At 33.8% G+C, this 14,392-nt stretch carries 12 protein-coding genes; 5 read left to right on the top strand and 7 right to left on the bottom strand.

Annotated features, from left to right (window positions below):
* Window positions 1–197 precede the first annotated feature (197 nt).
* From MY04_RS02805 to speD, 3 genes are all read right to left on the bottom strand, one after another.
* Window positions 198–986, bottom strand: coding sequence for a DeoR/GlpR family DNA-binding transcription regulator (locus MY04_RS02805; RefSeq protein ID WP_066206001.1), 789 nt, complete (start codon window positions 984–986; stop codon window positions 198–200).
* A 212-nt stretch (window positions 987–1,198) separates the two neighbouring features.
* Window positions 1,199–2,092: a 4-hydroxy-3-methylbut-2-enyl diphosphate reductase gene (locus MY04_RS02800; RefSeq protein WP_066205998.1), complete on the bottom strand. Its 894-nt coding sequence runs from the start codon at window positions 2,090–2,092 to the stop codon at window positions 1,199–1,201.
* A 117-nt stretch (window positions 2,093–2,209) separates the two neighbouring features.
* Window positions 2,210–2,611 (bottom strand): adenosylmethionine decarboxylase, encoded by a 402-nt coding sequence (gene speD / locus MY04_RS02795; protein WP_066205996.1) that lies wholly within the window; start codon window positions 2,609–2,611, stop codon window positions 2,210–2,212.
* Window positions 2,612–2,619: 8 nt separating this feature from the next.
* Between speD and MY04_RS02790 the strand changes: the two genes are divergently transcribed.
* Entirely contained in the window at window positions 2,620–3,357 is a 738-nt protein-coding gene (locus MY04_RS02790; RefSeq protein ID WP_066205993.1) for a M15 family metallopeptidase, read from the top strand.
* A gap of 248 nt (window positions 3,358–3,605) precedes the next feature.
* A complete protein-coding gene (locus tag MY04_RS02785) occupies window positions 3,606–4,019 on the top strand; it encodes a hypothetical protein (RefSeq protein WP_066205991.1) in 414 nt (137 codons plus the stop codon).
* A gap of 60 nt (window positions 4,020–4,079) precedes the next feature.
* On the opposite strand, the gene MY04_RS02780 is transcribed toward MY04_RS02785, so the two are convergent.
* From MY04_RS02780 to MY04_RS02770, 3 genes are all read right to left on the bottom strand, one after another.
* On the bottom strand, window positions 4,080–4,640 hold the full coding sequence (locus tag MY04_RS02780; protein ID WP_066205989.1) for a chalcone isomerase family protein: 561 nt from the start codon (window positions 4,638–4,640) through the stop codon (window positions 4,080–4,082).
* Between the two features lie 124 nt (window positions 4,641–4,764).
* Complete coding sequence (locus MY04_RS02775; protein WP_066205987.1) at window positions 4,765–7,845, bottom strand: ATP-binding cassette domain-containing protein; 3,081 nt, start codon at window positions 7,843–7,845, stop codon at window positions 4,765–4,767.
* Window positions 7,846–8,075: 230 nt separating this feature from the next.
* Window positions 8,076–8,984, bottom strand: a complete 909-nt coding sequence (locus MY04_RS02770; protein ID WP_066205984.1) for a hypothetical protein — start codon at window positions 8,982–8,984, stop codon at window positions 8,076–8,078.
* 196 nt (window positions 8,985–9,180) lie between these two features.
* Here MY04_RS02770 and MY04_RS02765 point away from each other — a divergent pair, with 196 nt between their 5' ends.
* Entirely contained in the window at window positions 9,181–9,765 is a 585-nt protein-coding gene (locus tag MY04_RS02765; protein ID WP_066205981.1) for a hypothetical protein, read from the top strand.
* A gap of 1 nt (window position 9,766) precedes the next feature.
* On the opposite strand, the gene MY04_RS02760 is transcribed toward MY04_RS02765, so the two are convergent.
* On the bottom strand, window positions 9,767–10,849 hold the full coding sequence (locus MY04_RS02760) for a complex I subunit 1/NuoH family protein (RefSeq protein WP_066205977.1): 1,083 nt from the start codon (window positions 10,847–10,849) through the stop codon (window positions 9,767–9,769).
* Window positions 10,850–11,215: 366 nt separating this feature from the next.
* On the opposite strand from MY04_RS02760, the gene MY04_RS02755 reads away from it, so the two are divergent.
* Entirely contained in the window at window positions 11,216–13,777 is a 2,562-nt protein-coding gene (locus MY04_RS02755) for a DUF5686 and carboxypeptidase-like regulatory domain-containing protein (RefSeq protein ID WP_066205975.1), read from the top strand.
* Between the two features lie 91 nt (window positions 13,778–13,868).
* A complete protein-coding gene (gene ispF / locus MY04_RS02750) occupies window positions 13,869–14,348 on the top strand; it encodes a 2-C-methyl-D-erythritol 2,4-cyclodiphosphate synthase (RefSeq protein WP_158297530.1) in 480 nt (159 codons plus the stop codon).
* Window positions 14,349–14,392: the final 44 nt, after the last annotated feature.

The following is a 14,392-nucleotide window of genomic DNA, read 5'->3' as shown; positions in this document are numbered from 1 at the left end:
TTAGACGACTAAAATAAAGTTATGCGCTTACTTTTCAATCAGTGGTCTACTATTAAATTTTAGATTGATTTATTAAATAAAGTCTTGATAAATTGTTTAAATGTTATTTAGTAAAGTCTTGATAAATGTTTAAAACTATGTTATTTAGTAATTCAATATTTATTTCATTTCGTTTGTTAGTTACAGCACTTTAGTACTTACAGTACTTTTACCCCTATTTCTACAAAAGGTCTTAGGGTTACTTCGTTTGGATCTAACTCAGTAATAAGTGTTGTAACAGATTTAGAAGATACACATAAGAATGGCTGAGTAGTATACAACTTATCTGATGAAGCCACTGAAACTACGTTCACAGCTGATTGACTCATTGCATTTTTTACTTCTACTTCTTCTCTATCTATATCGGTAATACCTCTTTGAACATCAATAGATCGAGTTCCAAGAAAACAAATATCTGCTCTTATTTCCTTTAATTCTTGAATAACAGAATGACCAACGGTAACCAAGGCATTAGGTAAAATTCTACCTCCCAAGAAATATACTTCCACAAACCTATGTTCTACTAATTTTGTGGCAATAGGAAGACAGTTTGTAATTACTGTTCCTTTGTAATCCATTGGAATAGCTTTTACCAACTCAAGGTTTGTTGTTCCACCGTCAATTAGAATAACATTATCGTCTCTTAACAAGGAAACTGCTTTTTTAGCAATCACTTCTTTTTTAGCCTTGCTATACACTTCACGATCTTCGTAACTAAAAGGAATGTAAGCCGAAGAGTCAGAATGTTCTTCTAGATTTATTTCATTGTTATTTTTTACAGCACCACCATGTACTCTGCGGATACTTCCAAGATCTGATAATTCTCTCAAGTCTCTTCGGATCGTATCTTCAGATACATTTAATCGGGTACTTAACTCTGAAGAAAGTACTTTATTATTAGCTCTGATTTCATTTAAAATAAATTGATGTCTTTCTTCTTTTAACATAGATAATAAGTCAGATTGTTTTAAGTGTTACCTTTACACACACAAACATACACGAACACGCATAAACGTGCAAATTTATGTTTCAAATATTTATTAAATAAATCTAAACACGCAAACAAGTATTGATATTGTCATAAATACGCATAAAAAAAGACGGCATTTTTTAACAAATACCGTCTTGTATATAAGGTGTTTAAATCAAATAGTAGTTTCTAGTTCACTACTGAAAACTGATTTTCGATATATTCTTTTACCTGCTCCATTAACCACATTGGTGTCGATGTAGCTCCAGATATGCCGACTTTATCACCGACTTCTATCCAATTTAGATCAATTTCATCCTCATTTTCCACGAAATAACTTCTTGGATTATTTTTAAGACACACATTATACAATGCTTTTCCATTGGATGATTTTTTACCACTTACGAATACGATAACATCATTCTCGCTAGAAAACTTCACCATTTGTGGTTCTCTATTGGATACTTGACGACATATACTATCATTTGCGTTAAATGATTCTTTGTGCATGTCTTCTCCTTGAGCAGCATCAATTCGTTTTTCTATTTCTGCTTTTAGCTCGTAGAATCCTTTGGTGCTTTTTGTTGTCTGAGAATATAAGGTGACTGGTCTATTGAAATCAACTTTCACCAAATCATCAATCGATGATACAATAATACAATCGTCACCTGTCTGACCTGTCAAACCAATGACTTCAGCATGTCCTGGCTTACCGTAGATCACTAATTGTCCTTTTTGTTCTTCCGACTTATCGTAGGCGTTTTTGACTCTGTTCTGCAGTTTTAATACAACAGGACAAGAAGCATCAATTAATTCGATGTTATTTTCGATTGCAGTTTTGTAGGTTTCAGGTGGTTCACCATGTGCTCTAATCAAAACTTTACAATCGCGAAGATCTTTTAAATCTTCTTTATCTATAACTACAAGGCCTTTTTCTCTCAGCCTTTTTACTTCCATACTATTATGTACAATATCACCTAAGCAATACAGCTTTCCAGACTCCTCCATTTCTTCTTCCGCCATTTGAATAGCGAATTCTACTCCAAAGCAGTATCCAGATTTTTGATCTATTGTAACTTCCATTTTTTTGTAAGTTTGGTTCTTTTACATTATCACAAAAGTAACATTTTTTTGTGATGTTTTATTTCCCATCGTTATAGAAACATGAAAAGAAATAAAAAGTTTAGGTAATGATTCTTCTTATTTATTGATATTTCCAAATTCTTGGATTTTAGACAGATGTCCTCTGTCCACCTCTTTGACATCAAATTGTTTTGCGTTTAGCTTATCTACCAAAAACTCCATTGCCTTTTCTGGAAATGCCGTTGCACCACAAGTATAGAAGTCTACAGAGACAAATTGATGTTCTGGCCAAGTATGCACTGCAAAATGACTCTCTTGAATCACCACTACTCCACTTACACCGTGTGGGGAGAAATGATGAAACACCGATTGTACTATGGTAGCGTTGGCATAATTTGCAGCTTCTTCCATAATAGATTTCATCGCTTCAGGATCATTCAAATAGGTTGAAGAACATGTGTACAATTCTCCTAAAAGTTGCTTCCCTAAAAAAATTTCCTCTCCTTTATGAAAACTCATATTAAAACATGATTAAACTACCGATTTTTATTTTATTGATATCACTGATGGCCTGTACTACTCCTCAAAGTAATAAGCCCTTGATATTCGAAGGAACTATTGATACAAAACATTCATCTATTGATCATAAAATACATGCTATGATTGATCAGGAATTGGCTCAACAAAAATATTGGGAATCCATCGAGTCTCTCGATGATAGTTCGTTTGTTGACCTTGAACAATTGGATAGTATGTTTATTCTAGATATTCGATACGCAACGACTAATAATTTCACAAAAAAAGTACTTTACGACTGTCCAAAAGCTCTTTTGAGAAAAATAGTGGCCCTTCAGCTAGTAAAGGTACAACAAGAACTTGTTAAACAAGGTTATCGTATTAAAATTTTTGATGCTTACAGACCTTTAACGACCCAATGGAGAATGTGGAAAGCCTATCCAGACCGTCGATATGTAGCAGATCCTAACAAAGGATCTTGGCATAACAGAGGCCTCGCTATAGACCTTACATTGTGTACTTTAGAGGGTAAACAATTAGATATGGGCACACATTATGATTATTTCGGGAAAGAGGCCTGGCCTTCCTATCAAAAATTACCAAAAGAGGTGCTGGAAAATAGAAAATTATTAGCTAAGACAATGTTTAAATACGGGTTTGGTCCAACAAGTACAGAATGGTGGCATTATTCGTACAGAGGTGTACATTTTGAAGTTTCTGATTTTCCCTTTGAATGTCAAAAAAATTGAATTTTACATTTTATAGCACCGTAAGTTACTAATTAACAAAGTTTTAAACTATATTGTTGAATGATTTATAATTATTCATGATCATTATTAAATCAAAATTTGCAACACTTTAAACTGAGTTTTTAAATGAGAATATTATCAACAGCTTAAGAAATTAAGTATATCGTCAATTTTAACATTATCATAAAAGCTTTTTTAAATGCTTATAAATTTATTTTCCAACTATAATTTATACCCATACTTTCAACATGATTATTTTTAAGAATAATGCCGCTGATGTTCAGTGGTCTTTAAACCAAAATGCAATCATTTGTCATTGGAAAGACAACCCTAGTTTTGATGAAATAAAAGAAGTCGTTTTGGCCGTAACTGAATTGCAGGAAGCTAATGAACTAGCACATTATATCTCTGATCGATCCAATCTTTCCTTTTTATGGTCAGGTTATATAGAATGGTACGCATTTCATTTATATCAAATTCAATTATCGTCTTTATTTTCTAATGTAATTGTATTGGACCCCGCAAAAAAACAAAATGCCGTTTTGCTGAAAAACCATGAACAAATTGGAAACAACTATTCAATAGAACATCAAGTAAAGTTCTTTGACAGTCCCAATGTGTTAAATCAGTTTATCGAACAGGATAATGTAAAAACAGCATAAAAAAATGGCCGCTTCATTCATGAATGAAGCGGCCATTTTTTTATTCAATATATGGATAAATTACTTACCCAACATTTTCGATTTCAATTTCTTATCAGCTGGCTTATCTCCTAACCAAATACCGAATAGTACTTTATTGAACTCTTCGTTATCTACAGAAGTTAGCTCTTTACCATTTTTCAAAGCTTTCAACTTAGAACCATTTGTGATGAATTGGAAAATATCACCTACTTCCACTTCTTCGCTAAATACAGCAATAAAGCTATCAATTTCTTTTTGCAAAGGTGCTGTATTACCATTCATAGAATTACTGAAACCCTCTTTGATTGTATCTTCCATCTTCTCTTTGCTGATTAAGCTAGAGATAATATCCAATTGAATCATTTTTTGATCTGTTGAAAGCACTTGCTTTGCATCAGAAATCTTTGAAGGGACATACAATGAACCTACATACAAAGATAAGAAGTATTTTGAACGAATACCTGCTCCATTTAACTGAAGAGATGAACCATCAACAGTCACTGTGTTTTTTAGTTCGACGTCTCCGATGGTCGTTGTCTGCGCTTGTAACGCTGAGAAAGATAATACTGATACTAGTAAAGTATAAAACAGTTTTTTCATTGTTAATAAGTAAGTTGATTTACATACGATTTTCACAAAATCAGCTTTTTATAACAAAAAGCCAATTTTAAACTTGAAATATAACAAATTTTGATTTGTGAATGTTTATTCAGTAACGAGAATATTATGTTCTTATTGTATCCTTATTAGCGAATTTAATCTCGATCCAATAAATAAACTTAGCCAACCATCTGAAATAAAGTGCCACAAACATGAAAGCAAACATCACCCATAATACTATGATATTAAACCAGAAAGTATTAAAATACTGACCAAGGAATAATTTCTTAGGTGCAAAAAAGTGTGTTCTAAAATCAAGAGTATTACTACTCTCAGTTGGTAAATTATAAACAGGATAAATCTTTTGAATCAGTTGATGACCATATTCTACAATACGTTTCTCGGCCATCACATTGGTAACAAATTCCGAAATTCTATTATTTGTATAGTTGTCCTTATACTTTAAGTACTTTTCCTTCCCAAACTTATCTAAAAGTTCAGTCACCTTCTCCTCCCTTTTCTTCTTCCAGTAGATATAACTCATATTAAAGTGTTGTCTACCTTGTGTAATCGTTTCGTAGATTTGATCTGCAATAGCTAATGTAAAGTTTTCAGAAGATAAGTTATCTAAAGATACATTTGGTGTTTGATCCAGTTCATCCCAATCCACATTATGGTGCAATTCGTTTCTCAAAAGCAGGAAATTCTCATCAAAACGTTTCATGGCTACTTTTCTTTCTTCCTCTGAAACGTCTGCTTTCTTGTTATGAAGAATCACTTTCATTTCTTCCAGCTTACTTAATAAGGTGGGAAAATAATACGTTCGCATATAATCTGATCGATAAATTTCCATATCGATTGGGAAGAAGTTTTTCTCGAATTGATTATCAGCAAATTGCTCCACCATCAAACCTTCGAATGCCCAACGAGAGGCCATAAATTCTCCTACCATAGGGACTTTTCCCTGTTTATTTTTAAAGATTGGATTGATATTGTCATACTGTACTACTACTCCTCCCAATAAAAGCTGTGGTATTAATAAAATTGGGATTAAAATATATACTGTAACGACATTCTTAAAGGCACTAGATACATTCAAACCAATCATATTGGCTACGCAAGCAGTGGAGAACAACATCAAGAAATACTCCAAATAGAGCCCTCTAATACCCATTATAGTGTTCCCTATCAATACAAAAACCAATACTTGTACTGCAGACATCCCAGATAATATGGCCACTTTTGAGTATAAATACGATTGATTACTTAATGATAAATACACTTCCCTTTTCCGTATTTTCCGGTCTTTTATCAGTTCCTCTGCACTAATCATGAGTCCTAAAAAGAGGGCCACAATCACCGACATAAATATGTAGGAAGGCATATTCATGTTTTCTCTAAAAACATAATCTGCTTGGTAAATCAGTTCGTCAAAATGATAAAAATAAACAATTAAGGATAGCATTAAGGCTAAGAATGGTGCTTGAATCAAGTTCACCATCATGTACTGTTTATTATTGAATTTTGTATTAAGGTCTCTCAATACAAATATTTTAAACTGATTTATTTTAGAAGGAATTTCTAAAACATTCTTTGGTGGAGAAGTTATTCTCTCCACTTGAGGAAGTTTAATCGATTCTTTAAACTTTTTCCACCATAATTCAGGCTTCCATTTTCTTTTTCGAGTACGTCGACCATATTCATCGAGTACTTTGGATTCCAAAATTTCGAAAACTTGCTCTGAGTCAACATTTCCACATTTTTGACACTCACTTTGAATATCTGCGTAATTTGCCTCTCCTTTGAAATATGACACTGCAGTAATTGGATTACCATAGTAAACAGGATACCCTCCTACATCCAACACCACAAGTTTATCAAACATTTTATAGATATCTGATGAAGGTTGATGAATGACCACAAAGATCAGCTTTCCACTATAAGTCAACTGTCTTAATAGGTCAATAACGTTTTCAGAATCTTGTGATGATAAACCAGAAGTAGGTTCATCTACAAACATCACCGAAGGTTCTCTTAGTAACTCTAAACCTATATTTAATCGTTTTCTTTGGCCTCCACTAATCGTTTTCTCTAACGGATTACCCACCTTTAAATCTTTTACACTATACAAACCAAGGTTTTCTATGGTACGCATAATGATCTTTTCCACCTCTTCGGGTGTGGACTTTGCAAAACTTAGTTTAGCAGCAAAATAAAGGTTTTCGTATACTGTAAGTTCTTCAATTAATAAGTCGTCCTGAGGAACATAACCTATGACCCCTTTCACTTTTTCGGGTTCTTTATGAATATCGATACCATTGATAAGTACTTCACCCATTTTGGGCTTATACGTACCATTCAATACATTCAATAAAGTTGATTTACCAGAACCTGAAGCCCCCATAAGCGCCACCATGTTCCCTCCTTCTTCGGCAATATTGATATCATGTAGTCCATGTTTTTTACCAAAGAAATAATTGATGTTATTCGCTTCAAATGAGATTGGATCAACATTCTGAATCCCCACAAAAACTGATGAGACTTCTGAGTGATATAGATTACTACCTACTTTACCACCAATTCTAATCACACCTCCAACATCCAACGCATAACAGCGGTTCAAGGTCATTTTCTCACCGTTCAGTACGTATACTTGATCTTGATTACAAACTTTCACAAAATACATTCTAGCCAAAGGCATGTATAATACTGAAAGTGGTGTTTTTATGTTACTCTTATATAAATGTCGTTTACCACCATAACCCTCTTCATCATTCGATATCGTTAAACAGTTATGTATCTTGGCTAATTCCTCAATTTTATTTGTTGTAAGAAACTGTTGCATTCTATGAAGCCTATCGAATTCTATATTATAGGATTCACAAATAATCTTCATGATGCGTTGTTCTTCTTCAGAGAACACATCATTGGAATAAGCCAATTCTAACAATTCAATAATTGTTACAATACGCTGTCTTAACGTTAACTCTTCAGCAGCCATTGTTGCAATTTCTCTAATCTCATCGTTAGAAGCATTTCTTCTAGCTTGATGTTCAAAGAGTTCAATATATTTATTGATATTGCTTTCGTGGAGTGTAAAAGTTAAGTAATCTTCTAAAATCTCAATGGCTTCATCAATAGAACCATCGGCTGTAGCCATAATAGCAAACAGTTTCGTTAGAGATTTTAAGACTTTTTCGTTCATAAGTTAGGTCATTTGGCGATCGCGGAGTTCTATACGATCACTCGATAAGATGTTATAGTTAATGTTGACTAGAGATGTTGATATATGATTGACATCAAGGGTTTATCGACAGCTCTTATTATCACCTACTTTCAATGAAAACAGGTTTATAGTAATTAAAACATCTCTAATTAAACAAAAAAAGTCCTGTGTTCAAAACACAGGACCCTTGAATGTCTGCAAGATTTAAATTACATGCTTACAGTCACTTTTCTTAGTGCTTCCACAGTAGCAGTAATATCTTTAAGATCTTCTGCTTTCAACTGGTAACCACCTTTATTTTCTTTCAACTTCTCGTCAAATTTCAAAGCATCAAACTGACCTTGTAATTTCACGAATTCTGCATAATACTTTTTAGTATCTGCGTTTGTTCCTTCTAGAGGCTTCAAGATTTCTACGATTGCATCGATAGAAGATTCTTGCTTAGCTACTGCAGTCATTAGATCTACTAATACTGCATTTCTAGCTTCAGCAGGCAAATCTTTAGGAGCATTTTGAACTAGACCTAAAGAGATATGTAAAGCTTCTAAAGTTGTACCTGTTACGATCAAAGCCGCAACGTCGTACTGAGAATTTGTATTAAGGAAAGCTTTTACTTTGCTTTCTGATTCAGAGATCACTTTCAACATTGCCTCTTTATCAGAAAGGGCTGTTTCAAGTTTATCACTAAGATCGCTACCCATAGCATCAGAGATACCTAGCTTATCTGATAATTTCTTAGCAGTCGAGAAGTAATTGATAGCTTCTTGAGGCTTGTTTGAAGCAGATAAATAAGCGATATCAGAAATATATACACCAAAGTTTAATGCAGATGACGCATCTTTTAATACATATGATTCTGCTTTGTCTTTCGAGTTTAGTAATGAAGCGTCAAACTCAGCTCCACTTCTTTCTAACAATACAGGGATTGAAGTTGGGTCAGGAGCATTATTTAAGATTATATTAAAATCTACTGATGCTTCTTTCACTGCTGCGATTTCCTTCTTTGTCTCATCGTTGTTTGAAGAATCAGCCGATCCACCACAAGCGATCATAGTTGTAGCTAAACCACAAGCGATAGCAATTTTACCTAAATTTTTATATTTAGCACTAAAAGTCATAATCTTATTTCGATTAGGTTCTTTAAAAAAAATTCAGACCAAAAATAATTGTAAATATTATATATCAAAAAAAAATACCGCTAAATCTTTAAATTCTATTGTATTAAACCAAGGTGAAAGATATTATTAGCATTTCAATACTGTTTTCGATCAATTTTCTTATCAGGTTATCTAAAATGATTTTATCTTTGCATCTATGGAAAACGAATTAGGCTTTTTATCTCAAATGTTTGATACATTATACCTCTTCCCTGAAGAGCTAGAAGACATTGAGATTCCAGAGGAAGAATTGGCAAAAATCAACGGAGATCAGATTGAGAAGAAAGAGGAATCACCTAAAAATGAGGTGAAAGAACAAAAAGCTGTTCCTAAAAAATCAATCAATAAAACTTTACCCACTGATTATTACGGTGAGAACAAACGTCATATCGTGATTCTTATCGAACACAGTGGTGTTGATATCTATAGAAGTAAAGAATTTCAGTTATTGCTAAAAATTATTGGAGCCCTACAACTTTCCTTACAAGAAGTGGCTGTGGTAAATGTTTTGGAACAAAAAGATCAATTAGATCAACTAATGAAAAAACTTGAGCCAAAACACTTACTATATTTTATTAATGGGGATGAAAGCCCAATTTCTAGTCAGAAAGTACCTAAATACGTTCCTACTGAAATTGATGATTGCCCAGCAGTAGCTGCTGACAGTCTTTCAAAACTATTATTTGATACCGAAAAGAAAAAAGATCTTTGGTTATCGCTTAAAACACTATTTGATTTATAATTTAGATCATCATCAACCTCCATACACCTGTAATAAATACAAGCAATAAACCTGCAGGTGTAAGGTATTTCCAACACAAAGTCATTAACTGATCCACCCTTAACCTTGGGTAAGACCAACGTATCCACATTTGTACAAATACAAGGAATAATGTCTTACTCATTAACCAAACAAATCCCCATACATAACCCGATAATTCTCCAGTTGCACCTGTAGTCCAATCGGCCAATCGTAGCGATCCAATATTAATGAATGGTGTGTTCCAAGAGCCTAAAAATAATACAGAGGCAAATACACAACCTAATAACATTACACCATATTCAGCAAGCATCATAAAGGCAAACCTCATTCCTGAATATTCAATATGATATCCAGCAATCAGTTCTGTCTCTGCTTCAGGTAAATCGAAAGGTGCTCTATTTGCTTCAGCTAAAGATGAGATATAAAATATGATGAATGCTAGGATTAAAAACGGATTTCTAAGAATATTCCAAGTTAGAATTCCGCCCATATCAGTTACGTCTATTCCTAAAGATTTTAAGCCAAATAAATAATTCACATCTGCTGATAAAAGCCCTTGTTGAGTAGAAATAATCTCTGTATTCAAGGTTTGAGCAGTCATCACAACACACAGCACTGCCAGGCCCATTGGCACTTCATATGAAACCATTTGAGAAGCTGATCTCATGGCTCCATATAGAGCGTATTTATTATTCGAACTCCATCCTGCTGCTATAATGCCTAAAACTTCTAACGATAAAATCGCTAAAATATAAAAAACACCAATCATCGACTGAGAACCGTAAATACCATTGGTAAATGGCAGTACAGCAAAGCCTGCAAATACAGGCATAAAAATGACTATTGGTGCGTATTTAAAAATTGTTCTGTCTACCGCTTTTGGAATAATATCTTCCTTTGTTAATAGCTTTAGTATATCTGCAAATGTTTGCAATAAACCTCTTGGACCCACATTTACAGGTCCCATTCGGTCTTGCATCCAAGCAGAAACTTTACGCTCTACGTAGATTCCCAAAATGGCAAATACTAAAAGAAATGGAAGATATAAAACAAGTGCTAGCATAGTTTGTATCTGACTAAAAAATTATTCTGATTATAAAGAACAACTCGGGTGTACGCTTACAGTTTGTTCGATTGCTCAGATTTTCAAGTTGCAATTTAATTAATTGATCAAGATAATATTCATCAAACAGTAGTTTATTCGCAATTTTATTAACGTTCGTATTATTTTTTTGCATAATTATTAATATTTCAAGGTTTACCTTTCATATTAATTAGCAGAAACCATTTCAAACAAATGATTTTTAGTTAATCCATCTTTTTTTTTCTAATTTGAAGTATTATCAGTAAACTTGTTGATTACATTTTTTAAAATCGACTACAGAATATGTTTTTGATAATCTTATAATTAATTCATCATATACTTTTAATGAGTAAAACAATTAAGAAGCTACTCATCTTACTTTTTTCAACTTGCCTAACACTACTATCTGCTTCTGTACATGCACAATTTACTATAAAAGGCCAAGTCGTAGAACAAGGAAGTAATCTTCCCGTTCCTTTTGCTAGTGTCTATTTTGAGGGAACAACCATTGGTACCTTAACCAATAATAATGGTCTTTTTTCCATCACAATAGATGATTACAAAGGAAAGACATTGGTGGCTAAATTTACTGGATATGAGCATTGTACAAAGAAACTAAACAATTCGAATTACAATAAAAAGATTATCCTCAAACTGAAGGAAAGCTCTACGGAATTAGAGGAGGTTGTCATTAAGTCGAAGAAATGGGAAAACCCTGCTTGGGAAATCCTCAGAAACGTTCAAAAGCATAAAGATGATAACGATACAAGAGATTTAAAATCCTACGAATATAAAAGCTACACGAAATCGGATATTTGGGTAGGTAATGTGAACGAAAACTTCAAAAAGAAAAAAGTAGTTTCTGATATTCTTGATTCCTTTGAAGACTTTGAGCCTATAACCGACGAAAGAGGACAGCCGGTGATACCAATTTTTAGTTCTGAGGTCTCGTCCACTATTTATTACATCAAAAATCCTGATGCAAAGACAGAATTAATAGAAAAATCTAGAATTCGAAGTGTAGGGCCTGACGATAGTGAAATGATTTCTCAGATTGTAGGATCATCATTTATTGACTTCAACCTTTACCAAAACTCATTCATATTTTTTGGCAAACAATTTATCTCTCCTATTACTTCTGAATGGCGTAATTATTATGATTATACACTTCAACCAAAAAAGATTAGTATTGATGGTATTGATTGTCATAAAATCGACTTTGAACCAAGAAGAGAAGAAGATTTAGCCTTTACTGGCACAATGTATATTGCCGATTCTGCCCATCAGTTTGCTTTGGTGAAGTGGGATGCAAAACTAAACAAAGAGGCCAATATCAATTTTATTGATTCTGTACATTTAATGCAGGTATATGAGCCTATATTAAAGGAAAATCAGAAAACTGGATGGCTACCAAAGAAACAAGACTTTATAATCAGTATTGGTAAAATTGCTGATAAATGGGCGAAGGTAAAACTGAATATAAAAATCAGAAATAGTGACTTCATCGTCAATCAACCTAAGGCAAGAAAATTTTATGATCAGCCAGTAATCATGGATCCAGATGCGTTGAATGGAGTAAATGATGAAAAATATTGGGAAACCCAACGCCCTGAACAACTCACCACAAAAGATCAACAAATTTTTAGTATGATCGACTCGGCAGAATCTACCCCAAGGGTTAAGATTATTTCTTCGGTGGGTGATATGATTACAAGTGGACATAAGAAATTTGGTCCTATAGAATTAGGCCCTATACCTTTCTTATATGCTTTTAATAGTGTGGAAGACCATCGATTCCAACTAGGTTTCCAAACCAATAACGAATTTTCTAAGAAATGGTCGTTTAATGGATTTTTAGCCTACGGCACCAAGGACAAAGAATTCAAGTATGGTGGACAGGCTAGATATATTATTAATAGAAAACATTGGGCATTAATTGGGGCTTCTTATTATAATGATTTAAGAAGGGTGAGTGTTAACCAAGCCAACTTCAATAGCCGACCATTGTTCTTAGCGGCATTAAGATGGGGCGATATGCGATATCCTTACATGGAAAAAAACGCATCTATTTGGTATGAGAAAGATATTACAAGAGGTTTCAATGTAATGACTAAATTGACCCATCGTATTATTGATCCTTTATTTCCGTACAAACAAGAAGGCGATTTTGAAAACAATACTCCGGTATATGATCAGTTAGTGGGGACGGAAGCTTATGTGAAACTTACTTATGGTTTAGGTCATCGATATGTCACCAATAGAGCCAATTATAGAAAATTAGTCGCTCAAGACAATCGCCCAAGGATATCATTTGATTATACTATTGGCATTCCGAATGTTTTAAATAGTAATTATTCGTACCAACAAATTCGTTTAGGTTTGGATCAGAAGGCAAATATTGGAAAATTCGGAACATCTAGTTATGTGCTTCAGGGTGGTTTTATCCTAACCGAGGCCCCTTTTCCATTTTTAGCCATGCCTTTTGGTAATAACGTACCTCTACTCTATAACCGATATGCCTTCAATTTAATGGATTTAGGTGAGTTTGTAGGTGACAGATGGGCATCTCTGCAATTGATGCACAGATTTGATGGAAATATCCTCAACCGAATTCCACTGATCAAAAAACTAGGATGGCGTACAGTAGGTATTTGTAATATTATGTATGGTGATTTGAGTAGTAAAAATGCCAATCAGGCGGTGAGGCCCCAACTTCTTGATGGTGAACAATATGATCCTAACAGAGAAGCTAAAGCCTTGGACCCTAGTACTCCTTACGTTGAGATAGGTACTGGTGTAGAAAATATTTTTAAGGTCTTGAGAGTCTACACTATTTGGAGAACGACTTACCATACACCAACATCAAATAATTTTGGGGTATATGTCGCTTTTGGAGTTTCTTTCTAAGATCTCACCTCAGTCTTCAAACATATTCATATTAACCTTTATATTTGTACCCAAAATTTGATCATCACCAATTTAAAATCAGTATTTGTATATGAAAATTAGAGTAGGACAAGGATATGATGTGCACCGTCAGGGTGAAGGAGAAGAATTATGGCTTGGAGGAATCAAATTTGAGCATACTCACGGTTTAATAGGACACTCTGATGCTGATGTTTTGATCCATGCGATCTGTGATGCTATTCTTGGTGCTGCCAATATGAGAGACATTGGTTTCCATTTTGCAGATACAGACCCTCAATTTAAGGGAATAGATAGTAAAATCCTTTTGGCTGATGTAATGAAGATTGTCAGAAAAGAAGGTTGGGAATTAGGCAATGTAGATTGTACGATCGTTGCTGAAAGGCCAAAAATTAATCCTCATATCCCTGCTATGAAAACATGTTTAGCAGAAGTAATGGGAGTTGAAGAGGAAGACATTTCATTGAAAGCGACAACTTCTGAAAAAATGGGTTTTGTGGGCAGAGAAGAAGGAATGGCTGTTCATGCCGTTGCTTTGATTACTAAAGCATAAATCTCACTTATAATAAGGACGTTGCAATGCAACGTCCGTACATA

The organism is Flammeovirga sp. MY04 (assembly GCF_001682195.2).
Taxonomy (GTDB): Bacteria; Bacteroidota; Bacteroidia; order Cytophagales; family Flammeovirgaceae; genus Flammeovirga; species Flammeovirga yaeyamensis.
Note: the sequence above shows the minus strand (reverse complement) of the source record. Positions and strands in the feature narration are given on the sequence as shown.